Below are 24,523 nucleotides of genomic sequence, written 5' to 3' on the forward strand. Positions count from 1 at the left end.
TTCAATGATTGCTTAAGGAGTGAAGAAAAGTATGAACCTGCTGTTTGCGATTGACGATACGTTTGTAGAACAATTAAAAACAACCCTCTATTCAATTTGGTTGCACACATCGGCAAGCCGATTGGATGCATTTGTTTTACAAGAGAAGGAACTTGCTCAGACAGAGGAATTGAATCAATTTTGTCATGGACTGGGAATTGTCTACCATCCAGTCATTATCGGTACAGGATCTATTTTTAAACAAGCCCCTGTCAGTGATCGTTATCCAGAGTCGATCTATTACCGGTTATTGGCCCAAAATTATTTGCCGAAAGATCTAGATAAGGTCTTATATTTAGACGCAGACATATTGTGTATCAACGATTTGCAGCCGCTATATGAATTACCGCTTGAAGATCATCTTTATGCGGCAGCAAGCCATTCAAAATTAACAGAGGTTACGACAGTCATCAATAAAGTGCGTCTCAAAAATTATGAGTCTGAAGGATATTTCAATTCGGGCGTTTTGCTGATGAATCTGACTCAGTTACGTCAAGAAGTAAAAGAAAAAGAAATTGCGGCATTTATTCAGAAGAATCAATTGAATTTATTTTTACCGGATCAAGATATTCTAAATGGGCTGTATGGGGATCGGATCTTGGGAATTCCAGACCAACTATATAATTATGATGTAAGAAAAAACCGTACATATGAAACGATCAGCCTAGGACACTGGGACTTAGACTGGGTCATCAATCATACTGTATTGCTGCATTTTTGTGGTAAAGACAAGCCTTGGAAGAAAGGGTACAAGAGCCGTTATGGTTCGCTTTATAAATATGTTGCCCAACAACAAAGCAAGTATAGCAGGTCGTTATTAGACAACTAGAGCTGAAATCGACCAACGATCTCTTTGAGACGAGCATTACTTTTTTGAAATGAAGGTAGGAATGATACCATAATATTAGAAACTAAAGCAAAAGCAGCAAACCGTTGCTAGATTCATTTAACCGAGTAGCGGAAGAAAAGTGGAGAACGAAAGGGAGCGATAGAAATGAAATTTTTGCTTTGGCTTGTTTGTGTGGTAGGAATCGAGATTACTGGGATCATTTCCAGCTTGTTCGCGGGTGATATTGCTGCGACGTATGCCCAAATGGACAAACCGTTTTTGGCACCTCCAGGAGGGATTATTGGTATCGTTTGGACGATTTTATATGCCTTTATGGGGACAGCTTTGTTTTTACTCATCATTGCGAAAGTAAATCCAGCATTTAAGAAACAAGCCTATATCTTCTTTGGTATCCAGCAAGTGTTGAACTTTTTGTGGAGTATTGTCTTTTTTGGCTGGAATCTTTATTGGGTAGGAACAGTGGTTATCGTCTTATTGGTTTTGACAGTCATCGTCTGTATGTTTTTATTTGCCCGAATCGATAAAAGAGCCACCTATCTTTTTGTACCTTATCTGATTTGGTGTCTCTATGCGGGGTATTTAACTATCGGATTAACACTATTAAATAGTTGATAGTAACAAAAAACAAGCGCAGAAATCTGCGCTTGTTTTTTGTTATAAATATTCTTCTGTCAACTCCATGAAGGTATCGATATCTTGTAAGACCCGATCGATTCCGGCTTGCCAGAAATCAGGTTTTGTCAGATCAACGCCTAAATGTTTTTGGGCCAATTCTTCCGTCGGCATAGAAGCTGTGTCTTGTAACAAAGCAATATATTCTTCTTCAAAACTCGTCCCTTTTTGGTTGGCATAAGCATAGATTCCCATGCTGAAAAGATAGCCAAATGTGTAAGGAAAGTTATAGAAAGGAACATCATCAATAAAGAAATGTAGTTTTGCCGCCCAGAAATGTGGGTGATAGCTAGCTAATCCATCGGCGTAACTTTCTTTTTGTGCAGCCACCATCATTTCTGTGATTTGTTCAGCAGAAACCAGCCCTTTTTGCCGTGCTTGGTAAAAACTGTTTTCAAAAATAAAGCGGGCATGGATATTCATGAACATGGCAATGGCATTTTGCATTTTGGCATCTAACAAATTGATTTTTTCTTCTTTTGTTTTTGCTTCTTTCAATGTTGCATCAGCAACGATTAGTTCGGCAAAGGTACTTGCAGTTTCAGCCACATTCATCGCATAATCCTGATTAAGCTGCGGCAAGTCCCAAAGAACACTACTATGGAAAGCATGACCTAATTCATGCGCCAAAGTGGCTACCTCATTGACGGAATTACTATAAGTCATGAAAATACGTGATTCTCTTGTTTCAGGCAGACTTGTACAATAACCGCCAGGACGTTTGCCAGGACGATCTTCTGCTTCGATCCAACTTTTTTCAAAGGCTTCTTGCGCAAAATCAGCCATTTTGGGACTGAATTTTTTAAAGTTTTCTAAAATGAAAGCAGCTGCTTCATCGAATGTATAGGTACGTTCCTTCATTTCACCTAAAATGATCGGAGCATCTTGATCCTGCCACTCCATTTTTTCTTTTCCGAATAATTGGGCTTTTCGTGTCAAAAAGTCCACGATCGGTTGTTTGTTCTTCTGGATCGTTCCCCACATTGCGTCTAATGTCGCTTTTTGCAGGCGATTATACTCGAGAGGCTCCTTCAGATAGTCATCTACACCGTGCAGTTTGTAATTGGAGAGACGGAATCCATCCAGATGATTCAATGTATCGGCAAATAAATCTTCTTTTTCTCCCCAAGCTTTTTCCCACTCCGTAAATAGTTGAGCACGAACTTCAGGATCTGGGTCACCCATCATTTTGTTGAAAGCTTGACCAGCTGAAAGAGTAATCGTTGTTCCATCCGACCGGGTAAATGGAATCGCAATCGAAGCAACAATCGTATCATAATGCTGACTCCAAGCATTTAGTCCGTCTAAAGAAAGTGTGTTAATAATCGTTTCTTCTGCTTCCGACAAAAGCTCCTTGCCGTCGCGACGAATTTCGCTCAAACGAAAGGCGATAGTCGCAAAGGGTTCTTCTTTCAATAGTGTCTCCCAGTCTTCATCAGAAAGTTCTGTCAATTTTTTCGAAAAGACTATTTCGGCTGCTTGTAGCGTTGGTAATTTGGCATAGAGATCGCCCGAAAGTAATTTTGCCTGATTGTCATTAACGTTGGCAGATAGCAATGCATTGATAAAGCTGCTGCACTGAGAAAATCCTTTACTGATTGTTTCGGACAATGATAATAATTCAGCTAATTCCTCTGGTTGAGAGGCATTGTCGGGTTGCCACGCATCTACTTTTGTGCGATAAGTTTTGATTTGTGCATCTAGTTGGGACATTCGTTCTTGCAGTTGGGTAGACGTGCTGCCGCCTGAAAAAATCGAATCAAGGTCCCAGTTGAGAGAATAAGTCATCTTGGGTGTTGCTCCTTTCGTTTATCAGATGGTAATAAGTATAGCACACCCTTCGAAAAGTAGTTGCAGAGAATACTGAAAATGGTAAGATTAGAAAATGAGGGGCTGAGATGATGAAAAAAATGTGGAAAGAACCAAATTTTTATTTCACGATTGCGGTAGCTGTGATGGTGATTTTATTTATTAGTTCGTCACAAACTTATGAACAACAATCACAAGTCGGTTTGCTTTCTCGCCTGTTAAAAGAAGAGCCATTGAAAGAATGGTTGAGCAAATTCGCTTTCTCTTATGCAGGATCTGAAATCAGTATTGCCGAAAAAGGTTATTTTTCTTTTGTGGAATTTTTTATTCGTAAAGGGGCTCATTTCTTTACTTACTTTGTATTAGGAGGTAGCTTATTTCTATCATTGAGCTATCGAAAAATTCCCTATTGGCTGTCAGCTTTCTTTGGCTGGTTGGCAGCAACAGGGTATGCAGGGATGGATGAGTACCATCAAATGTTGACCGGTGGCCGTACACCTTTGTTCCAAGATGTCATGCTCGATTCAGCTGGAGCACTGACAGCTGTCTTGCTTAGTTGGGGGATTCTTAGTTGGCAAAAGCGAGGCAAGAAAAGAAAATAAGATTAGTTTTTTAACAGCAACCATAACTAAAATGCAATCAATCAGCTAGAAATAGTAAAGTAAAGATAGAGGCGGAAAAGATGCAAGCAGATCACAGCAGTAAAATAAATGATCCGAATAGACGACAACCGGATATCGTGGTGCATGAAAGTCTACCAGTAGGAGTTGCCTTAGCAATGGCAGGGGGATTCTTAGACGCATATACTTATCTCTTTCATGGAGAAGTGTTTGCCAGTATGCAATCAGGAAATGTCATTTTGTTAGGAATCAATTTGGCATCTGGAGAGTTTGGACAGGCTGCCAGATATTTACCGCCAATTTTGCTGTTTTTGATAGGGATCATAGTGACTAATGGCTTGCAGCATCGTTTCCCAACAGGTGGTAGAATTGTTTGGCAAAATGTAGCCCTCTTCTTTGAAGCACTCGGTATTTTTCTTTTAGGATTTTTTGCTCAGACATTGCCAAATGTCTTTGTGGATTCTGGACTTTCTTTTTTTGCAGCCATCCAATATGCTTCTTATCGCAGATTAGCTGGAATGCCCTATGCAACGACGATGACGACCGGAAATTTGCGTTCAATGGCGGATTATCTTTATCAGCGTTTCTTCAAAAAAGATGCTACTGTAGATTATAAGATCAAGTATATCGCGATGATCATCGGAGGATTTTTCTTCGGGGCAGTCAGCAGCAGTTTATTAGGTATGTTTCTTTTTCACCGAACGATTTGGGTCGTATCGGGCATATTACTTTTTGTACTGACGATTACGATCAGAAACCAGAATCGGGTATAAAAAAGGACGGAGAAATAATTCTCCGTCCTTTTTGGATTATATAGATTAAATAACGATAACAGGCGTTCCTACTTCTACCATACCAAATAATTCTTTCATCACACCTGGTGGAGTATTGACACATCCGTGAGACCCGCGGGTCTTCCATAAATCGCCACCATATTCTGGTTGCCAATCTGAATCATGAATCCCAACGCCGGTCCAATCAATAGGCATCCAGTAGTCAACAGGAGAAGAATAATCTTCGCCGGTCAATGTAGCATTCCGTTCTTTGTTCCAAACGTAAAATACACCTGTAGGAGTGGGTGATTTAGGTTTTCCAGAAATGATGTCTGTTTCAAGAGCGACTGCACCGTCTTTGTAATACCACATATGTTGATTTTTTAAATCAACTTCGATATAAGTGTTTCCAAACAGTGGACCACTTGGATCTGCACTACCCAAGACCACTGGGGAACGAGTAAAGTCTTCTCCAGTCTTTAAGGCTTCGATCAATGCACTTGTTTCAGAATCAGTTTGGATCGTCCAACTTAGTGTCCCAGCTGGTACGGATACCTCGCCTTGTTTCGTGCTTTTGAACGTAGAAGCATTGGTGCTTGTGTTGTATTGGTTCCCTAGGTCTGCTACATAATTCCGTACTTTTTCTTCATCAATCGTGGTTTTTCCATCTTTATAAGAGAGCCAATCCATGATTGTTGCGGTCGGAATCTGGAAAGTTGAGCCATTGATGGAATAATTAGCATTTACTTGAGCAATTTTATTCAATGATTCCATTTCTTTTGCTAGTTCTTTGTCATCAGAAGTAACGCTAGGTTTCTTTTGATACGCAGTCAAATCCAATTCACTTTCGCCGCTAGTAATTGCTTTTTGTAAATCCGCGACAGTTTGTTCGACGTCAATGGCATCACCAACAACTTCTGGTTCAATCGAGAAGCCATCATCTCCTTTTTTCAATGTGGCATCTTTAGAAGGGGTCCGACCTTCATTTAAGGTTTCCAAAGCCTCTTTGATTGTGGCTGTTTCACTTGTCAACTTTTGTTGATCAACAGAAACGGTACCTAGTTTTTTATCTTCTGCAGCAGATACATAGGCCATTCCCCATGTCCACTGGTTTTGTTCATCTTTCAAATCTTCCAATTCTTTTGTAAAATCCGTTTGCAAACCAAATTGAGCCAAATTGATGGTTTTCCAATCCGTATTGCCTTCTTTGATTGTAAAAGCCTGTTTGCTGTAACGGTCATGCAACAAATCATTGGCTTCAGCGACCGTTTTATTGCTGATGTCAATATCATCGATCGAGGTATTTGGCAAGAAACGGTCTTGATAATATGTACTTCGATAAGTGTATCCGCCCGCAATCACGACTAGAACGGCAGCGATAGCGATCAGAACGATCTTTTTCGTCTTACTCTGAGTATGTGTGTGTTTGTTGGATCGTGTCATTTAAAGGCTCCTTTTATGATGATTTAAAAATGATAGATCGGCTAAATCATACCATATTCTACAAGAAAAGCGAATTGATTAAGTGAAAGTTCCATGAAAAAATAGAGAATTCTTAAATTATAAAAAGAGTCTGCTCATAGGACAGCAACCAAGAAGTGATTCAACGAAAGCTGCTGTGTGATAAAAGCACAGCAGCTTTACGCAATATTCTTTGGATCAAAGTACACGAAGCATCTTGATTCAAAGGATCTCTTTCTTGTTCGGTCTTATGTTACAGACTCTTGTAAGTGGCTTATAGCAATCGTTTTATTGATTGTCTTCCGCATCTAGTTTCGCAAAAGCTTCATCTAGAATGTCTTTCAATTGTTTTGCAGAAGCAGTCATTCGATCTTGTTCTCCATCCGTCAATGGAATTTCGATTACTTTTTGGATTCCTTGGGCATTAATGATAGCAGGGGCACCGATATAAATATCTTTTAAGCCGTATTCGCCATTCATAAAGACAGAAAGCGGCAGTACTGCATTTTCATCATCCAAAATGGCACGAGTAATACGAGCCAAGGCAACAGCGATACCATAGAAAGTAGCACCTTTTTTCTCAATGATTGTGTAAGCTGCATCACGAACACTGAAGAACAAGTTAACCATTGCTTCTTCATCAATATCGGGGTTGTTTTTGACCCATTCATAAATTTGCAATCCGGCAACATTTGCATGAGACCAAACTGGGAATTCTGAATCGCCATGTTCCCCTAAAATATAAGCATGGACATTACGTGCATCAACATCGATCAACTCAGCTAATGCTTGACGGAAACGAGCAGAATCTAGTGAAGTTCCTGAACCGATTACGCGCTCTTTTGGAAAACCTGAGAATTTCCATGTTGAGTAGGTAAGAATATCTACTGGATTTGCAGCGACAAGGAAGATACCGTTAAATCCTGAATCAACGATTTGTGTAACTACTTCACGATTGATTTTTAAGTTTTTGTGGACTAGATCCAAGCGAGTTTCGCCAGGTTTTTGTGGCGCACCAGCTGTGATCACCACGACATCGGCGTCATGTGCATCTGCATAAGTGGCAGCATAGATTTTTTTGGGTGAGGTAAATGCTAACGCATGAGATAAGTCGATAGCATCTCCTTCTGTTTTTGCTGTATTTATATCAATGATCCCTATTTCTTGAGCAATATTTTGAGTGACTAACGCAAATGCATAACTGGAACCAACCGCACCGTCTCCAACAAGGATTATCTTTTGGTGATCTTTTTTATTTGTCTTAGCAGTCATTTGTGTATCATTCCTTCCGCATATTTGTTTTACTAGGTAATATCCTAACACTTTCAAGCGATTTTGTCATGTGATTTGCTCAACAATGTTACAGATATTTTTGCTGTTTCATTTGTAAATGCTTTCTTTGTTATCCTGTAGGAATTAGGATAAATCAAGGTTTCTAATGATTTTTTTAAGAAAGAGAAATTCTGAGCAAAGGAAAGACACGGTAACAGTCCGTTATGTGTTATAATCGTAGTGAACGTTTTTACTGGGCAGAATTGTCGTGCCCAGTATTTTGTGGTGGTAATTTTTTTGAAAAAATGGAGCGGATCAAAAAATGAAAATGATTATAGGTCTGGGAAATCCAGGCAAAAAATACGAAAAAACAAAACACAATGTTGGGTTTATGGTAGTCGATGCGTTAGCGGAGAAATACCAAGCTACTTTTAAATCATCAGCTTTTGAAGCAGAAATTGCTGAATTTTTTATGAACGGTGAAAAAATCATGTTGGTCAAACCTCAGACTTTCATGAATGAATCGGGCCGGGCAGTAGGGCCTTTAATGACTTATTATGGAGTTTATCCTGAAGAGATCGTGGTTATCTATGATGATCTTGATTTAGCGTTAGGCAAAATTCGTTTGCGGCAAAAAGGCAGTGCGGGGGGGCATAACGGGATGAAAAGCTTGATTTCCCATCTTGGTACATCTGTATTTGATCGCATCAAAGTAGGGATCGATCGACCACAGCCAGGCCGGACAGTGGTCGATCACGTTCTAAGTCCTTTTGCTAAAGAAGACCAGCCGATGATTCTGCAAAGCTTGGATAAAGCAGCAGCAGCAAGTATCGATTACTTGACCACCGGTGATTTTCTTGCCACAATGAATCGATTTAATTAAGGAGGACCTGTATGGATCTGATTGAACTAATAAATAAGGTGCCGCAAGTCGTTGCCTGGCACCAACAATTAACGGATCACGCATCTCGGCAGCTATTGACTGGCTTAGCAGGTTCCGCAAAAACATTAGCTTTTGCCGGAGCTTATCAGAAATTTGATCGGCAAGTCATTGTTGTTACACCAAATCTTTATTATACCAATCAAGTTGCCGAAGATTTGCGGAATATTATTGACGACGTGTATGTCTTTCCGGTGGATGAAGTGTTGTCGGCCGAAATGGCGTTTGCTTCACCAGAAGCTCGAGCGGAGCGAGTGACAGCATTGAATGCTGTCGCTACCGGAAAAAAAGGAATTTACGTCATGCCGATCGCTGCATTGCGGAAATATCTGCCTGCTAAAGATACTTGGCTGAACTACCAATTTTCTTGGCATGTGGGGGATGAGATCAATTTAGATCAGTTGCCGCAGCAATTGGTATTGATGGGGTATGAGCGGCAATCAATGATTGGCAAACCTGGTGAATTTAGTATTCGTGGAAGCATTTTGGATATTTATCCTTTGAAAGCTGAATATCCGGTGCGGATCGAGCTTTTCGATGTGGAGATCGACTCGATGCGCTCTTTTGACGTGGAAACACAGCGTTCAGTAGAAACGTTGTCAGAAGTAACGATTGTTCCCACAACAGAATTAGTGTTTTCGCCAGCTGATTTAGCTCATGGACAAAAAGTTCTGCAAGAGTTGCTGAAGAAACGGCTCGCTGTAGTGAAAGAGACCACAGATAAAAACTTTTTAGAAGATTATTTTGGTCAATTAGCATCGGCTTGGCAAAGTGGCATACCTGACGAGAATGCTCGTTATTATGCGGATCTTTTGTATCAGCAACCGACGAGCATTTTGGATTATTTTTCAAAAGATGCACTGCTGATGATCGATGATTATGCTCGTATTATGGAGACAAACCGCGAGATTGAACGAGAAGAAGCTGAGTGGCATACACAAAAAATTGCAGAACTTCGCGTTTTTTCTGAGCAATCTTTCGGGCAAGATGTCCAGCAGCTGATTCAAAAAGAACAATTTTCTACAAGTTTCTTCTCGCTTTTTCAAAAGGGGATGGGAAATCTTCGTTTTCAAGCGATCCACAATTTTCAATATCGACCAATGCAACAATTTTTCAGCCAAATGGGTTTGCTGAAAGTTGAAGTAGATCGCTGGGAGAAACAACAACAAACGGTTGTCTTTTTAGTAAGTGATTCAGAACGAGCAAAAAAATTGGAACAAGATTTTCGTGATCACTCCATTTACGCAGTACAAACCACAGCAGATCGACTCTTTACAGGTCGAACGCAAATCGTTGTAGAAACACTGCAAAGCGGGTTTGAAATGCCCCAAGATAAGTTGGTCATTGTCACAGAAAAGGAAATCTTCCAAAAAATCAACAAGAAACGTACGCGGCGTCAAAATGTGACCAATGCGGAGCGATTGAAGAGTTACAATGAATTAAAAGCCGGCGACTATGTCGTCCATGCGAATCACGGGATTGGTAAATACATTGGTATGGAAACGCTGGAAGTAGATGGTGTACACCAAGACTACATGACCATCCTCTACCAAAATGATGATAAGCTGTTTATTCCAGTTACCCAGTTGAATCTGATTCAAAAATATGTTGCCTCTGAATCTAAAACGCCAAAGATCAATAAATTAGGCGGCAGTGAGTGGGCGAAAACGAAACGAAAAGTTTCAGCAAAAATCGAGGACATTGCAGATGATCTCATTCTTTTATACGCAAAACGCGAATCGGAGAAAGGTTACGCGTTTCAGCCTGATGATGGCTATCAAAAAGAATTTGAAGATGCCTTTCCTTACTCTGAGACGGATGATCAATTACGCAGCACTGCGGAGATCAAACGTGATATGGAAAAAGAAAAACCAATGGATCGCTTATTAGTCGGAGATGTTGGCTTTGGGAAGACAGAAGTGGCATTGCGGGCGGCTTTCAAGGCCATCAAAGAGAGTAAGCAAGTAGCCTTTCTGGTGCCGACAACGATTTTAGCACAACAGCATTATGAAACAATGCTGGATCGCTTTGAAGGGTTTCCAGTCAATGTCGGTTTGTTAAGCCGTTTTCGCACGAAGAAACAACAGACGGAAACGATCGAGCAAGTGAAGAAGGGCCAAATTGATATTTTAGTTGGCACGCATCGCCTGCTGTCTAAAGATGTAGAGTTTGCAGATCTGGGATTATTGGTGATCGATGAGGAACAGCGTTTTGGCGTCAAACACAAAGAGCGCTTGAAACAATTACGCTCGCAAGTCGATGTTCTTACATTGACGGCTACTCCGATTCCCCGGACACTGCATATGTCCATGTTGGGGGTGCGGGATCTTTCTGTGATTGAAACGCCACCGGAAAATCGCTATCCTATTCAAACTTATGTGATGGAAATGAATCCAGGTGCGGTTCGAGAAGCTATTTTGCGGGAAATGGCACGGGGAGGACAAGTTTTTTATCTCTATAATCGAGTGGATACGATTGAACGTAAAGTCGAAGAGCTCCAAGCGTTAGTTCCAGATGCGCGTATTGGGTATGCCCATGGGCAGATGACAGAAATCCAGCTAGAAAACACATTGTTTGATTTTATCGAAGGACAATACGATGTGTTGGTGACAACCACGATCATCGAAACTGGGGTCGACATTCCGAACGCCAATACATTATTTGTAGAAAATGCGGATTACATGGGCTTGTCTACTCTTTATCAATTGCGAGGTCGTGTCGGTCGAAGCAATCGTGTTGCGTATGCTTATTTTATGTACGAACAGCAAAAAATTTTGAACGAAGTCAGTGAAAAGCGGCTCCAGGCAATCAAAGACTTTACAGAATTAGGTTCCGGATTTAAAATCGCGATGCGTGATCTTTCGATTCGAGGTGCAGGAAATCTCTTGGGGGCGCAACAGCACGGATTTATTGATGCTGTTGGGTTTGATATGTACTCTCAAATGCTGTCAGAATCCGTGGCGCGTAAACAAGGGAAAAATACACAAGCGGAGAAAACAACGGTTGAGATCGATCTTGGCATCGATGCGTATCTGCCAACTTCTTATATAGAAGATGAACGGCAAAAAATTGAAATTTATAAACGCATCCGTGAATTGGATTCTCAAGAAGCGGTGGATGAGCTGCAGGATGATCTGCTTGATCGCTTTGGAGAATATCCGGTCGAAGTGGCTCACCTATTAACTGTCGGAGAAATCAAAATGAATGGGGATCGGGCATTGTTAGATACGATCCGTAAACAGCAGCAAACAGTGATCCTAACGTTAAGTAAAGTTGGCACCAAAAACTATTCTGTCGAACAGCTGTTTGAAGCGTTGAAAGCGACCAAGCTTAAAGCGACGATGGGTGTCGATCACGAGCAGATGACAATCAAACTTCAGATTCCTGCTGTGATGAAAGAAAGCACTTGGCTGTTAGAGATTCAAGATTTTGTCAAAGCGCTACGGGAACAAAAATACGTGTTACAAGAAAATTAGTTATAAAGGGGCGGAGAAGATGCCAAAGTCACAATTAAAACGGACGATGGAAGGAGCATTTATTTTAACGATTGCTTCTTTCATTGCCAAGGTGTTAAGTGCGGTTTACCGCGTCCCTTTCCAAAACTTAGTTGGTGACGAAGGGTTTTACGTCTATCAGCAAGTCTATCCAATCTATGGATTAGCTATGACATTGGCTTTATCTGGGTTGCCGCAATTTATTTCGCGCGTGATCGCCGAACAACCTGATCCTCAGAAGCAGCGTGCCCAGATCCAAGTCATCTATCCGTATGTTTTTTGGACAGCGATTGGACTATGGGCAACGACGTTTTTCTTTGCCGATGTTATCGCTCGGGTCATGGGAGACGCAGGACTGGCATCTTTGATCCGCGTGGTATCCTTTACATTCCTCTTTGTACCACCCCTGACTTTTTATCGTGGGAGTTTCCAAGGAAATTTACAGATGGTACCGACGGCAGTTTCTCAAGTAGTAGAACAGCTCCTTCGAGTCGGAGTGATTTTAGTAGCGGCCAGTTTTTTTCATCTCTTCTCATGGGATGTTTATCAGACAGGGACTTTGGCAATGTCCGGCGCATTGATTGGCGGACTGGCAGCGTGGGGGATTTTAAGCTATTATAGTCGGAAAATCACCGGTCGGTCGTTAGCGATCCCCACAAAAACTATGCCTACCGCACATGCTCCTTCCTTGCGTCGCCGTTTTTTGATTGAAGGGGGACTGTTGACTATTTACAGCGGTTTTTTGATTTTGTTTCAGTTGGCAGATTCCTTTTTGATGACGAACTCACTTGAAGCCAGCGGTTTGACGGAACAAAGTGCCCGCATTGCAAAAGGGATCTATGACCGAGGACAGCCATTGGTTCAGTTAGGTCTCGTGGTAGCGATGGCTCTAAGTTCGACTTTCTTGCCAACATTGACGAAATATCTGACAGTCAAAAATCAGCACTTGTTTGAAAAATCAGCTAAGATGTACTTGCGGTTGACTTTAGGGATTGCCAGTGCTTCTGCAGTTGGCTTGGCTATCCTGCTTCCTTATATCAACTTCGCTCTTTTTAAAGATGGTGCCGGTAACAGTGCGTTGGTCTTATTTGTTTTTGCGGTCGCTTTGATGGCTGCAATCCAAGCGTATCAAAGCATCCAACAAAGCCGGAACCAATTCCGTGTAGGGATTTATGCAGCAGGATGCGGCCTTTTGCTTAAAGGTTTGCTGACGTGGCCCTTGACCTATCTTTTAGGAACAACTGGTGCGAGTTTGAGTACCCTTTTAGGTTTGATCGGTACTTTAATCTATTTTGTGTTTTCTGAGAAAAAAGCATTGAACAGCTTTTGGACAGAGCAAGGGTATGGCAAAAAACTCCTGCTTTGTTTAGGGATCATGGCTTGCGCACTGTTTTTATATTATGGTGTGATCACTCTGTTGAGTGGAGGTCCAGTGACGAAAAGACTGCAAGCGCTGATTTTTTGCCTTGGAGGGGTCTTTTTTGGCGGGACAGTTTTCATTATAATGGCTCTCAAAGTTAAATTATTAACGATTCGAGAATGGCTGCTCGTTCCGTTTGGAAAAAAATTGTTGAAATTAAGAGGTGGAAAAAATGAGATTAGATAAATTTTTAAAAATATCCCGGATTATCAAACGTAGATCTGTTGCAAAAGAAGTAGCAGATAAAGGGCGTATCCAAATCAATGGCAAATTGGCAAAATCCAGCAGTGATATCAAAGTTGGCGATACGGTGCGTATTCAGTTTGGAAATAAAGTATTAGAAATAAAAGTACAAGAATTGCACGAATCAACTAAAAAAGAAGATGCAGCTAAAATGTACGAGATCCTCAAAGAAGAACGTATCTCAGAAAATGCTTGATTTTTGTCCCATTTTCAGTTAGACAACTTTTGTGGATGTTGGTATAATGGAAAAAACAATCACAGTGACAGGAGCGAGGTCAGCGTGGATAAAGAGCCAAACAAACAAATAGAACTATTGCAGACCGAGTATGCCAAAGAGCAATTTGCCAAGTTCGAAAAAGAACGACGACAAGTGGTCTTTCGTCGACGTCGACTTGTAGCTGTTTTTGTTGCAGCGCTAGTGATTTTTGCAATCGTAGGTATTCAAATGTTCAATGATCAAATGCGTCTGCAAAAATTACAAGAGTATAAAGCAGAAACAGTAGCAAAACAAGAAGCAGCGGACAAAAAAGTGACACAACTTAAGCGAGATGTGGCACTGTTGCAAGATGACGAATACGTTGCAAAATTAGCTCGCAGTAGATTCTTTTATTCAAAGAAAAATGAAAAGATCTACCCTGTCTTGCCGGATGCTTCTGATTCAAAAACAGAAACAAGCGGTGATGAGGCAAATGCTAGTGATACAAAGACAAGTGATTCGGAATAAACAAGGTCATACCTACTCATCGCAGTAGTTGAAATGATTAAATGGGTAAAAATTAGGAGGAACATTTTTTATATGTCAATCGAAGTTGGAGCGAAACTAAAGGGCAAAGTGTCTGGTATTACAAATTTTGGTGCGTTCATTGATCTTGGTGAGGGGAAAACTGGTTTGGTACATATCAGCGAAGTATCAAATGGGTTTGTGAAAGACATTCATGACGTGTTGTCTATTGGCGATGAAGTAACCGTTGTTGTGACGGCAATCGGCAATGATGGAAAAATCGGGCTATCGATCCGTAAAGCAGAAGCAAAGCCGGAAGAAAAACGTGATTTTCCTAAAAAAGAATTCAATCGGTCAAGTCCGAAGAAATCTTTTTCACGCAATCAACCGACGAACGTAAATAAACAAGACTTCGATTCATTGATGAGTTCTTTTCTAAAAGATAGTGATGATCGTTTATCTTCATTACGACGTAATACGGAAGGTAAACGCGGCGGCCGTGGCGGTCGACGTAACTAAACAGGATGAGCAAGTTGTCAAAAGAATTTGTGACGTAACGATAAGTATTTCAAAAAATATCCGAACTATATCCGATTACTCCTACCATGTAGTAGGCTTTCGCCGTGGAGCACGGCGTTTTGGAATCGACATAGTTCGGATATTTCTCTTTCTTAGCAATAGACAGTCATTTTTAGTTTGAAGTTAAGTATAGAAGCAAGAGACACGGAGGGATAGAATGCTTAAGCAAAAAGTCTATCATGCAATCAAAGCCGATGGATGGGTAGAGGATGCTACTTGTTTGCTTGCTGTTTCGACAGGCGTGGATTCAATGGTTTTACTCCATGTGATCGAAGAGTTGTTTCAGCAAGGAACATTTGGCGTGGCTCATGTCAATCATAATCTGCGGGAAGCTTCAGACGACGAAGCAGCGTTCCTGAAGGACTATTGTCAAACGCGCGGGATTCCATATTATGAACGAGTTTGGCAAGATCCGCCCCAAAATGGCATCGAAGCGACCGCTAGAGAGTTCCGCTATCGTTTTTTTGCAGAAACGATGACTCTTCAGAGTTATGATTGGTTATTAACCGCTCATCATGCAGATGACCAGATGGAAACGATGCTGATGAAGATGGTCCGAGAGGGACGCTTGCAAAACGCTTCGGGAATCAAGCGCAAGCAACCTTTTGGTAACGGTTATTTGATCCGTCCCTTCCTAACGATCGCCAAAGAGGAGATTAGAGACTATGCAAGAAGGAGAGGGATCGCTTATTTCGAAGATGAAACGAATCAGCAAACGCTGTTTCAAAGAAATCGCCTGCGTCATCAAGCGGTCCCTCTGCTGAAAGCAGAGAACCCGAGAGCTCTTGATCATTTTCAGCAGCTTTCTCAAGAGATGATCTATGCTGACCAATTGATCAAAAAGCAGCAAGCAGATTGGCTCGCCACGATACTTCATGAGGAAGCTGAAGGCTATTTTTTAAACTTGGATGAATTGGCTGCGTTTACCGCAGCAGAACGCTATTACTTTTTTGAAGGTTTGCTACAGAAAGTTTCCCATGATAAAGGAATCTCGTACAATACTAAACAACGAGAGCAGTTGCTGTATCTGCTAGAACATAATCCCAGTCAGTGGATAATCGATTTGAATCAAGACTGGCAGATTGTTCGAGTTTATGATCAGTTGAAAGTCACTGCTGTTAAAAAAGGCTCTCACCTCCAAACGCAGGTAGATGAGACGCATTTTGTTCTAAAAAAAGGTGAAAGTTTCTTTTTGTCGGACCATGAATGGATCGGCTACATTCCAAGTGACGCCCAAGTTCCAGAAAAAGTCATGGATTGGTCAGAGATTTCACAAATTTTACCGATACAATATCCTGCGACAGTTTTTTTGCGGAAGCGAAAACCAGGGGATCGGTTACAGCTGAAACCAGGTCTTACGAAAAAAATCAGGCGTTTCTTTATCGATGAGAAGATTTCGAATGAAAAGCGTGCTGCTAGTTGGGTCCTGACAGACGCTCAAGAGAATGTATTGGCACTTTTGCCTTATCTATTTTCCTATTTGAGTATTGAGCAAGAAACTGATAAAATACACTACATACTTCTTTATAAATATCGGAAGTAAGAGTTGGAAGGAGAACTTTATGTTAGACAAAGATATTGAGAAAATTTTGATTACTCGTGAAGAGATCCAAAATCGTTGTTCTGAACTAGGTAAAGAACTGACGGAAATCTACAAAGATAAGAATCCATTGGTTGTTGGCGTATTAAAAGGGGCTGTTCCTTTTATGGCAGACATCGTCCGAGAAATGGATTGTCATTTGGAATTGGACTTTATGGATGTTTCTAGTTATGGGAACGCGACAATTTCTTCTGGCGAAGTGAAGATTTTGAAAGATTTGGATACAAATGTCGAAGGCCGAGATATGCTGATCGTAGAAGATATTATTGATAGCGGTCGCACATTAGCCTATCTAGTAGACCTATTTAAATATCGCAAAGCAAAGTCGGTTAAAATCGTGACATTGCTAGACAAACCAGAAGGACGTGTGGTGAAAATCGATGCCGACTATATTGGCTTTGATGTACCGAACGAATTTGTGGTCGGCTATGGATTGGATTACGCGGAACAATACCGTAACCTCCCTTATGTGGGTGTCTTAAAACCAAGCGTTTATCAATCAAATTAGTGACTGATCTAAATCAGTTGTGATACAATTAAATGGTCAGGATTGATAAAACAAAATAGCCAAGGAGGTACGCATGAATAAGAAAAATAACGGTATGATCAAAAATACCTTATATTATGTACTTGTCTTGTTAGCAATGGTCATGGTCGTCTATTTCATTTTTGGAAATGGCAATCAGCAAACGCCAACAATCGAGTACTCAACATTTACGGAGCAGCTGAAAGACGGAAAGGTCAAACAGTTTACTGTTCAGCCTGCTAACGGTGTTTACCGGATCGTCGGTGAATACAATGCCGAACAAACCGTCAGCAATGACAATGGGCTTTCCGTACTAGGAAGCACGCAAGCAAGTACGACACGTTTTACAACGATCATTTTGCCGAATGACTCGACATTGAGCGAGGTTACGACATTAGCAAAGGATCAAGGGGTTAAAACAACGATCGAAGAAGAATCGAACAGTGGTGTTTGGTTATCGTTGCTGATTAGTTTCTTGCCAATCGTAATCATCATTTTCTTCTTCTATATGATGATGAGCCAGCAAGGCGGCGGTGGCGGCGGTGGCGGCCGTGTCATGAACTTTGGAAAATCCAAAGCGAAAGAGGCCGACAAAAAAGCCAATCGCGTTCGTTTCTCTGATGTAGCGGGTGCTGAAGAAGAGAAACAAGAATTAGTCGAAGTGGTCGAATTTTTGAAAGATCCACGACGCTTTGTCGAATTAGGTGCGAGAATCCCAGCTGGTGTGCTGCTAGAAGGACCTCCAGGGACAGGGAAAACATTGCTAGCAAAAGCGGTTGCCGGAGAAGCTGGCGTTCCGTTTTACTCTATCTCAGGCTCAGACTTTGTGGAAATGTTTGTCGGGGTCGGAGCGAGCCGTGTCCGGGATCTATTTGAAACAGCCAAGAAAAACGCACCGGCCATCATCTTTATCGATGAAATCGATGCGGTTGGGCGCCAACGCGGTGCCGGCATGGGTGGTGGACATGATGAACGTGAGCAAACGTTGAATCAGTTATTAGTTGAAATGGATGGATTTGATGGCAACGAAGGAGTTATTGTTATTGCAGCAACCAACCGTTCCGACGTGTTAGACCCAGCCTTGTTACGTCCAGGTCGTTTTGACCGACAAATTCTTGTTGGCCGTCCGGATGTTAAAGGCCGTGAAGCTATTTTACGAGTTCACGCACGGAACAAACCGTTGTCGGATGATGTGGATTTGAAAGTCGTAGCACAACAAACACCTGGTTTTGCCGGTGCTGATTTAGAGAATGTCTTAAATGAAGCTGCGCTAGTCGCTGCCCGTCGTAATAAAAAGAAAATCGATGCCTCTGATATTGATGAAGCAGAAGATCGGGTAATCGCAGGACCTGCGAAGAAAGATCGTGTCATCAATAAAAAAGAACGCGAAATGGTTGCTTACCATGAAGCGGGTCATACGATCGTCGGTTTAGTCTTAAGCCGTGCCCGGGTCGTTCACAAAGTAACGATCATCCCTCGGGGACGTGCTGGCGGTTACATGATCGCATTACCTAAAGAAGATCAATTCTTAATGACGAAAGAAGATATGTTTGAACAAATCGTCGGATTGCTTGGTGGACGGACAGCAGAAGAAATCATTTTCGGCGTTCAATCAACCGGAGCATCCAATGACTTTGAACAAGCAACAGCTTTAGCTAGAAGTATGGTCACAGAATATGGTATGAGCGACAAACTAGGTCCAGTTCAGTATGAAGGCAATCATCAGGTCTTCGTCGGTCGTGATTATGGTCAAACCAAAGCTTACTCAGAACAAGTTGCTTTCGAGATCGATCAGGAAGTACGCCGTATCTTGATGGAGGCACATCAAAAAGCACATGAGATCATCGAAGAACATCGTGCGCAACATAAATTGATTGCCGAAAAACTGCTTGAATATGAAACATTGGATGCAAAAGCAATCAAGTCATTGTTTGAAGAAGGCAAAATGCCTGCTGGAACTGAGAATTCAGAATATCCAAGCGAAAAAGCTCAAACTTTTGAAGAAGCAAAACGCGCTTTAGAAGAGAAGGATGCTGAAAAGCAAGCTGCTGAGAAAAAAGATTTTGATCAGCAAGTAGACGAACTTCGTCACAATAATGAAAACCACGAAGCTTCATCTCAAGATAAAACAGAGGACGGTCAAGAGTAGTCGTTCAATTATCAATAGGTGATTAGCTATCGTAAAGTCTAGGGACTGTGTCATAAGTCAAAACAAGAGAACAGATTCGAATGAGGTTCGGACCAGTTGCTTGTTTTACGGCTTGTGCCGCAGTCCTTTCTTGTTAACAAATCGAGAAATAAACCGACAGAAAACATTGGCTTTTCTCTAAAATGGTGACATTCAGTTGAAAAAAAAACAAGTTCCTAGTATGATTCACTAATGAACGAAATAAAGGAGCATAAACAATGGAAGATTACTTAGTAAAAGCATTAGCTTATGATGGTTTTGTTCGTGCCTATGCAGTGTCTGCAACAAAAACTGTTAGTGAAGCACAACAACGTCATGATACTTGGAATACAGCATCAGCAGCGCTAGGCCGCGCTATGGTTGGAAGCCTGCTTTTGGGCAGCACGTTAAAGGGTGATGACAAATTAACGGTCAAAATCCAAGGGAACGGACCCGCTGGAGCAATCATTATTGATAGCAATGGTCGTGGAGATGTCAAAGGGTACATAAAAAATCCGCATATCAGCTTGCCGCTAAACGGACAAGGAAAGTTGGATGTGCGAGGAGCAGTAGGAGATCAAGGAATCTTTACTGTAATCAAAGATTTAGGGTTGAAAGAACCGTTTTCTGGACAAACACCTATTGTCTCTGGAGAATTGGGAGAAGACTTCACTTATTACTTAGCAGTTTCTGAACAAATCCCTTCGGCCGTTGGATTGAGTGTGTTAGTTGATACCGATGATTCTATTCGAACAGCCGGTGGTTTCTTGCTGCAGATCATGCCGGGAGCAGATGAAACGGTTATTGATTCAATCGAGAACCGCCTGCAAGAATTACCACGAGTGTCATCATTGCTGGATGAAGGGAAATCGCCTGAAGAAATTTTGACGGTATTGTTGAATGACACCAAAGTCGAAGTGTTAGAAAAAATGCCTGTTCAATTTCGATGTGATTGTAGCAAAGAAAAATTTGCGACAGCGATCATTACATTAGGCGCGGATGAAATACAAGAAATGATGGATGAAGATCATGGTGCAGAAGCTGTTTGTTCGTTCTGCGGTAATAAATACCATTTCGATGAACAAGAACTTGCTGGATTAAAGAAAGAAGCTGAGGCATAGAAGATGGCGATACACAGCTGGAAAATCGGTAATGTCGAAATCCCTAATCGAGTTGTCGTTGCGCCTATGGCAGGAATAACCAATGCGGCGTTTCGCGTAACGGTCAAAGAATTTGGCGCAGGCTTAGTCGTCTGTGAAATGATCAGTGATCGGGGAATCCAACTACGAAACAAAAAAACATTAGAAATGCTTTATATAGATGAAACAGAACATCCTTTAAGCTTGCAAATTTTTGGTGGGAATAAAGAGTCTTTGGTCGAAGCGGCTCAATTTGTCTCAGAAAATACAGCAGCAGATATCATTGACATCAATATGGGGTGTCCGGTAAATAAAATCATTAAAGCGGAGGCTGGTGCAAAGTGGCTATTGGATCCAGACAAAGTCTACGAAATGGTGCATGCAGTAGCTACGGCAATTGATAAACCGGTCACAGTCAAAATGCGGATCGGTTGGGATGATGAACATATTTTCGCTGTCCAAAATGCGCAAGCTGCTGAAGCGGCAGGTGCAGCGGCGATTGGGATGCATGGCCGCACGAGGGTCCAAATGTATGAAGGAGCGGCTAATTGGTCGGTATTAAGAGAGGTGAAGCAAGCAATTTCGATCCCTTTTATGGGGAATGGAGATGTTCGGACACCAGAAGATGCCAAACGAATGCTGGAAGAAGTCGGCGCAGATGCTGTCATGATCGGACGAGCAGCATTGGGGAATCCGTGGATGATCCATCGTACAAAACATTATCTTGAAACGGGAGAGCTGATCGCCGAACCTACTCCACGGGAGAAGATCGCTACAGCCAAACTTCACTTGGAAAGACTTGCTGATTTAAAAGGTGAATTTGTTGCTTCTCGAGAGTTTCGGCAGCATGCTGCCTACTATTTAAAAGGCATTTCACGGGCAGCTAAAGTCAAAGCGGCAATCAACCAGACAGAGAATAAGCAAGCGATTATTGATCTGTTAGATGCATTTGTAGAAAAGACAGAAAAACAACCTGTCGGAAATACTCCTGAGTAAAGTAAAATCAAGTCGATCTTGAACTTCGGCTTGATTTTTTGTGGCATCATTGGCATTATAAGAAGGAAACCCAAGTTAAGAATGGAGGAAAACTCGTGACAGAGGAACGACAAAAACAAGAAGAATTAAATGATCAAATGTTGGTTCGCCGTGAAAAGATGGAAAAATTACGGGAAGAAGGCATTGATCCCTTTGGCAAGCGCTTTGAACGTACGCATAATTCTGCCGAGTTGCATGAGTTATTTGATCAACGAACAAAAGAAGAGTTAACAGAGATGAATCTTTCTGCAAGTGTTGCTGGACGAATGGTGACGAAACGTGGTAAAGGGAAAGCTGGCTTTGCACATTTGCAAGATCGTGATGGTCAGATTCAAATTTATGTCCGCAAAGATCAAGTAGGTGACGAACCATATGAAGGATTTAAGCATGCTGACTTAGGTGATTTCTTTGGTGTCTCAGGGGAGATCATGAAAACTGATACGGGGGAAGTAACGATCAAAGCAAAAGAAATCGTTATTTTGTCTAAAGCGTTACGCCCACTTCCGGATAAATACCATGGTCTGACCAACATCGAGCAACGTTACCGTCAACGTTATCTGGATTTGATCAGTAATAAAGATAGCTTTGACCGATTCATGAAACGCAGCCAGATCATCAGTGAGATTCGTCGCTATTTGGATGGTCATGGCTACATTGAAGTGGAAACGCCTGTTTTGCATAATCAAGCGGGTGGGGCAGCAGCTCGTCCATTTATCACTCATCACAATGCGTTAGATATTGATCTATACTTGCGAATCGCGCTTGAGTTGCACTTGAAACGATTGATCGTAGGTGGTATGGAGAAAGTCTACGAAATCGGCCGGGTCTTCCGTAATGAGGGGATTGATACTACCCATAATCCAGAATTTACTATGTTAGAAGCTTATACAGCCTATACAGATTTCAAAGATGTTATGGATCTAACTGAGGGAATTATCCGCAATGCAGCAGAGAAAGTTTTAGATTCTGCTGTGATTACTTATGATGGACAAGAAGTCGACTTGGCGAGTGATTTTGCCCGTGTGCATATGGTCGATGCTATCAAACAACAAACGGGTGTCGATTTTTGGAAAGAGATGACAATCGAAGAAGCACATGCTTTAGCAAAAGAACACCAAGTGGAAGTCACTCCAACGATGACAGTAGGACATGTTATCAATGAATTCTTTGAAACGTTTGTTGAAGAAACCTTACAGCAACCGACCTTTGTTTATGGACATCCGGTAGAAGTCTCACCTCTAGCGAAGAAGAATCCAGAGGACCCTCGATTTACAGATCGTTTTGAACTATTTATCGTAGGCCGGGAGTTTGCTAATGCTTTTACCGAATTAAATGATCCAATTGATCAAAGACAACGGTTTGAAGCACAAGAAAAAGAACGACAAGAAGGAAACGATGAAGCTCATGGAGTCGATGAAGACTTCCTTGAAGCGCTAGAATACGGCATGCCGCCAACCGGTGGTTTAGGGATCGGGATCGATCGTCTAGTCATGCTGTTGACAGATGCACAATCGATTCGCGATGTGCTGTTATTCCCAACAATGCGTTGATAATTCATAAAGAGAGACACACGGGTGTTTACTTGTGTGTTTCTTTTTTTACCAGTAGTTCCCTCCAAAATGACTAACAAGAAAAAAACAAGGGAGAAACTCACTGCTAAATGGAACGAAAACGAATTAAAAACGAACGATGAATTCATTGGATTGTAAGAATGAACGCCTTTGAGAAATTACGAAAATAAGAGAGAAAGTTATTGACCTGACAGCATTTAGTTGGTATATTATTACATGTGCCAAATGACAAAAATCATTTCTAAAAGAAAATGAAAAAAGTTATTGACGCCAGAACCAACAGATGATATTATAACGAAGTCACAAATTTAAGAAATCAATTTGATGCTGATGCAGCAACAAAAAAGATTGAAAAAAGTTGTTGACAAATAACAATCCATTTGTTATTCTAATGGAGTCGCTGATGACGCACAGGAAGTTGTTGAATAAACACTTTCGAAAAAAACTTTTAAAAAAAGAGTTGACATTCGCTTGTTGATCTGATATGATTTAAAAGTTGCTAACGCAGCGCAGTAGACCTTTGAAAACTGAACAAAGCAAACAAACGAACCAATGTGTAGGGCGCTTCATTTATGAAGCAAAATACATGCAAGCAATAGCTAGCAAAGTTAATTTTATTTGAGCTTAACGATCCTATGGATCGTTCAAACAAATCATTATGAGAGTTTGATCCTGGCTCAGGACGAACGCTGGCGGCGTGCCTAATACATGCAAGTCGAACGCTTTTTCTTTCACCGGAGCTTGCTCCACCGAAAGAAAAAGAGTGGCGAACGGGTGAGTAACACGTGGGTAACCTGCCCATCAGAAGGGGATAACACTTGGAAACAGGTGCTAATACCGTATAACACTATTTTCCGCATGGAAGAAAGTTGAAAGGCGCTTTTGCGTCACTGATGGATGGACCCGCGGTGCATTAGCTAGTTGGTGAGGTAACGGCTCACCAAGGCCACGATGCATAGCCGACCTGAGAGGGTGATCGGCCACACTGGGACTGAGACACGGCCCAGACTCCTACGGGAGGCAGCAGTAGGGAATCTTCGGCAATGGACGAAAGTCTGACCGAGCAACGCCGCGTGAGTGAAGAAGGTTTTCGGATCGTAAAACTCTGTTGTTAGAGAAGAACAAGGATGAGAGTAGAACGTTCATCCCTTGACGGTATCTAACCAGAAAGCCACGGCTAACTACGTGCCAGCAGCCGCGGTAATACGTAGGTGGCAAGCGTTGTCCGGATTTATTGGGCGTAAAGCGAGCGCAGGCGGTTTCTTAAGTCTGATGTGAAAGCCCCCGGCTCAACCGGGGAGGGTCATTGGAAACTGGGAGACTTGAGTGCAGAAGAGGAGAGTGGAATTCCATGTGTAGCGGTGAAATGCGTAGATATATGGAGGAACACCAGTGGCGAAGGCGGCTCTCTGGTCTGTAACTGACGCTGAGGCTCGAAAGCGTGGGGAGCGAACAGGATTAGATACCCTGGTAGTCCACGCCGTAAACGATGAGTGCTAAGTGTTGGAGGGTTTCCGCCCTTCAGTGCTGCAGCAAACGCATTAAGCACTCCGCCTGGGGAGTACGACCGCAAGGTTGAAACTCAAAGGAAT

The 24,523-nt window shown here is 41.9% G+C and carries 19 protein-coding genes and 1 rRNA gene (1 of these 20 only partly in view); 17 read left to right on the top strand and 3 right to left on the bottom strand.

The genetic code is table 11. The features are described 5' to 3' along the window. Positions 1-31 precede the first annotated feature (31 nt). On the top strand, positions 32-868 hold the full coding sequence (locus FE005_RS05335) for a glycosyltransferase family 8 protein (RefSeq protein ID WP_113848969.1): 837 nt from the start codon (positions 32-34) through the stop codon (positions 866-868). Positions 869-1,033: 165 nt separating this feature from the next. Next, on the top strand, positions 1,034-1,501 hold the full coding sequence (locus tag FE005_RS05340) for a TspO/MBR family protein (protein ID WP_060815440.1): 468 nt from the start codon (positions 1,034-1,036) through the stop codon (positions 1,499-1,501). Positions 1,502-1,543: 42 nt separating this feature from the next. Here the strand turns inward: FE005_RS05340 and FE005_RS05345 are convergent, their stop codons facing one another. Continuing rightward, positions 1,544-3,349, bottom strand: coding sequence for a M3 family oligoendopeptidase (locus FE005_RS05345; protein ID WP_138371427.1), 1,806 nt, complete (start codon positions 3,347-3,349; stop codon positions 1,544-1,546). A gap of 113 nt (positions 3,350-3,462) precedes the next feature. Here FE005_RS05345 and FE005_RS05350 point away from each other — a divergent pair, with 113 nt between their 5' ends. Continuing rightward, entirely contained in the window at positions 3,463-3,972 is a 510-nt protein-coding gene (locus FE005_RS05350) for a VanZ family protein (protein ID WP_003129119.1), read from the top strand. 80 nt (positions 3,973-4,052) lie between these two features. After that, positions 4,053-4,763: a YoaK family protein gene (locus tag FE005_RS05355; RefSeq protein ID WP_003129120.1), complete on the top strand. Its 711-nt coding sequence runs from the start codon at positions 4,053-4,055 to the stop codon at positions 4,761-4,763. Between the two features lie 45 nt (positions 4,764-4,808). Here FE005_RS05355 and FE005_RS05360 read toward each other — a convergent pair whose 3' ends face one another. Both FE005_RS05360 and FE005_RS05365 read right to left on the bottom strand, forming a co-directional pair. Further along, a complete protein-coding gene (locus FE005_RS05360; protein WP_138371428.1) occupies positions 4,809-6,206 on the bottom strand; it encodes a L,D-transpeptidase family protein in 1,398 nt (465 codons plus the stop codon). A gap of 306 nt (positions 6,207-6,512) precedes the next feature. Then, positions 6,513-7,496 carry an L-lactate dehydrogenase gene (locus FE005_RS05365; RefSeq protein ID WP_060815444.1) on the bottom strand — a complete coding sequence of 328 codons (984 nt, stop codon included), beginning with the start codon at positions 7,494-7,496 and terminating at the stop codon, positions 6,513-6,515. Between the two features lie 322 nt (positions 7,497-7,818). Between FE005_RS05365 and pth the strand changes: the two genes are divergently transcribed. From pth to FE005_RS05430, 13 genes are all read left to right on the top strand, one after another. After that, a complete protein-coding gene (pth, locus tag FE005_RS05370; RefSeq protein ID WP_003129124.1) occupies positions 7,819-8,379 on the top strand; it encodes an aminoacyl-tRNA hydrolase in 561 nt (186 codons plus the stop codon). 11 nt (positions 8,380-8,390) lie between these two features. Beyond that, positions 8,391-11,912 (top strand): transcription-repair coupling factor, encoded by a 3,522-nt coding sequence (gene mfd, locus FE005_RS05375; RefSeq protein WP_138371429.1) that lies wholly within the window; start codon positions 8,391-8,393, stop codon positions 11,910-11,912. A 19-nt stretch (positions 11,913-11,931) separates the two neighbouring features. Continuing rightward, the gene (locus FE005_RS05380) at positions 11,932-13,536 is read left to right on the top strand and encodes a polysaccharide biosynthesis protein (RefSeq protein WP_081131812.1); all 1,605 of its coding nucleotides are present in this window, start codon (positions 11,932-11,934) and stop codon (positions 13,534-13,536) included. Further along, a complete protein-coding gene (locus tag FE005_RS05385; RefSeq protein ID WP_005472932.1) occupies positions 13,523-13,789 on the top strand; it encodes an RNA-binding S4 domain-containing protein in 267 nt (88 codons plus the stop codon). The genes FE005_RS05380 and FE005_RS05385 overlap by 14 nt, the downstream gene beginning before the upstream one ends. 84 nt (positions 13,790-13,873) lie before the next feature. After that, positions 13,874-14,317, top strand: a complete 444-nt coding sequence (locus tag FE005_RS05390) for a septum formation initiator family protein (protein ID WP_003129129.1) — start codon at positions 13,874-13,876, stop codon at positions 14,315-14,317. Positions 14,318-14,389: 72 nt separating this feature from the next. After that, positions 14,390-14,833, top strand: a complete 444-nt coding sequence (locus tag FE005_RS05395) for a S1 domain-containing RNA-binding protein (RefSeq protein WP_005472931.1) — start codon at positions 14,390-14,392, stop codon at positions 14,831-14,833. 217 nt (positions 14,834-15,050) lie between these two features. After that, positions 15,051-16,436 carry a tRNA lysidine(34) synthetase TilS gene (tilS, locus tag FE005_RS05400; protein WP_138371430.1) on the top strand — a complete coding sequence of 462 codons (1,386 nt, stop codon included), beginning with the start codon at positions 15,051-15,053 and terminating at the stop codon, positions 16,434-16,436. Positions 16,437-16,455: 19 nt separating this feature from the next. Continuing rightward, positions 16,456-17,001, top strand: coding sequence for a hypoxanthine phosphoribosyltransferase (gene hpt / locus FE005_RS05405; protein WP_003129132.1), 546 nt, complete (start codon positions 16,456-16,458; stop codon positions 16,999-17,001). Positions 17,002-17,074: 73 nt separating this feature from the next. Continuing rightward, positions 17,075-19,168 carry an ATP-dependent zinc metalloprotease FtsH gene (gene ftsH, locus FE005_RS05410; protein ID WP_003129133.1) on the top strand — a complete coding sequence of 698 codons (2,094 nt, stop codon included), beginning with the start codon at positions 17,075-17,077 and terminating at the stop codon, positions 19,166-19,168. 257 nt (positions 19,169-19,425) lie between these two features. Beyond that, a complete protein-coding gene (hslO, locus tag FE005_RS05415; protein WP_060815449.1) occupies positions 19,426-20,307 on the top strand; it encodes an Hsp33 family molecular chaperone HslO in 882 nt (293 codons plus the stop codon). 3 nt (positions 20,308-20,310) lie between these two features. Beyond that, positions 20,311-21,321 (top strand): tRNA dihydrouridine synthase DusB, encoded by a 1,011-nt coding sequence (gene dusB, locus FE005_RS05420; RefSeq protein ID WP_003129136.1) that lies wholly within the window; start codon positions 20,311-20,313, stop codon positions 21,319-21,321. A 95-nt stretch (positions 21,322-21,416) separates the two neighbouring features. Beyond that, positions 21,417-22,910, top strand: a complete 1,494-nt coding sequence (gene lysS / locus FE005_RS05425; RefSeq protein ID WP_081131809.1) for a lysine--tRNA ligase — start codon at positions 21,417-21,419, stop codon at positions 22,908-22,910. A 675-nt stretch (positions 22,911-23,585) separates the two neighbouring features. After that, positions 23,586-24,523, top strand: a 16S ribosomal RNA gene (locus FE005_RS05430); it runs 622 nt beyond the window's last position.

Origin of the sequence: Enterococcus sp. M190262, assembly GCF_005843965.1 — a bacterium.
In the GTDB taxonomy this organism is placed as follows: domain Bacteria; phylum Bacillota; class Bacilli; order Lactobacillales; family Enterococcaceae; genus Enterococcus_D; species Enterococcus_D gallinarum.

Coding starts and splice junctions, on each gene's coding strand:
- FE005_RS05380 (WP_081131812.1), top strand. CDS start 11,932: ATGCCAAAGTCACAATTAAAACGGACGATGGAAGGAGCATTTATTTTA.
- FE005_RS05395 (WP_005472931.1), top strand. CDS start 14,390: ATGTCAATCGAAGTTGGAGCGAAACTAAAGGGCAAAGTGTCTGGTATT.
- FE005_RS05345 (WP_138371427.1), bottom strand. CDS start 3,349: ATGACTTATTCTCTCAACTGGGACCTTGATTCGATTTTTTCAGGCGGC.
- tilS (WP_138371430.1), top strand. CDS start 15,051: ATGCTTAAGCAAAAAGTCTATCATGCAATCAAAGCCGATGGATGGGTA.
- ftsH (WP_003129133.1), top strand. CDS start 17,075: ATGAATAAGAAAAATAACGGTATGATCAAAAATACCTTATATTATGTA.
- hpt (WP_003129132.1), top strand. CDS start 16,456: ATGTTAGACAAAGATATTGAGAAAATTTTGATTACTCGTGAAGAGATC.
- pth (WP_003129124.1), top strand. CDS start 7,819: ATGAAAATGATTATAGGTCTGGGAAATCCAGGCAAAAAATACGAAAAA.
- FE005_RS05335 (WP_113848969.1), top strand. CDS start 32: ATGAACCTGCTGTTTGCGATTGACGATACGTTTGTAGAACAATTAAAA.
- FE005_RS05360 (WP_138371428.1), bottom strand. CDS start 6,206: ATGACACGATCCAACAAACACACACATACTCAGAGTAAGACGAAAAAG.
- mfd (WP_138371429.1), top strand. CDS start 8,391: ATGGATCTGATTGAACTAATAAATAAGGTGCCGCAAGTCGTTGCCTGG.
- FE005_RS05355 (WP_003129120.1), top strand. CDS start 4,053: ATGCAAGCAGATCACAGCAGTAAAATAAATGATCCGAATAGACGACAA.
- hslO (WP_060815449.1), top strand. CDS start 19,426: ATGGAAGATTACTTAGTAAAAGCATTAGCTTATGATGGTTTTGTTCGT.
- FE005_RS05350 (WP_003129119.1), top strand. CDS start 3,463: ATGAAAAAAATGTGGAAAGAACCAAATTTTTATTTCACGATTGCGGTA.
- FE005_RS05385 (WP_005472932.1), top strand. CDS start 13,523: ATGAGATTAGATAAATTTTTAAAAATATCCCGGATTATCAAACGTAGA.
- FE005_RS05365 (WP_060815444.1), bottom strand. CDS start 7,496: ATGACTGCTAAGACAAATAAAAAAGATCACCAAAAGATAATCCTTGTT.
- dusB (WP_003129136.1), top strand. CDS start 20,311: ATGGCGATACACAGCTGGAAAATCGGTAATGTCGAAATCCCTAATCGA.
- FE005_RS05340 (WP_060815440.1), top strand. CDS start 1,034: ATGAAATTTTTGCTTTGGCTTGTTTGTGTGGTAGGAATCGAGATTACT.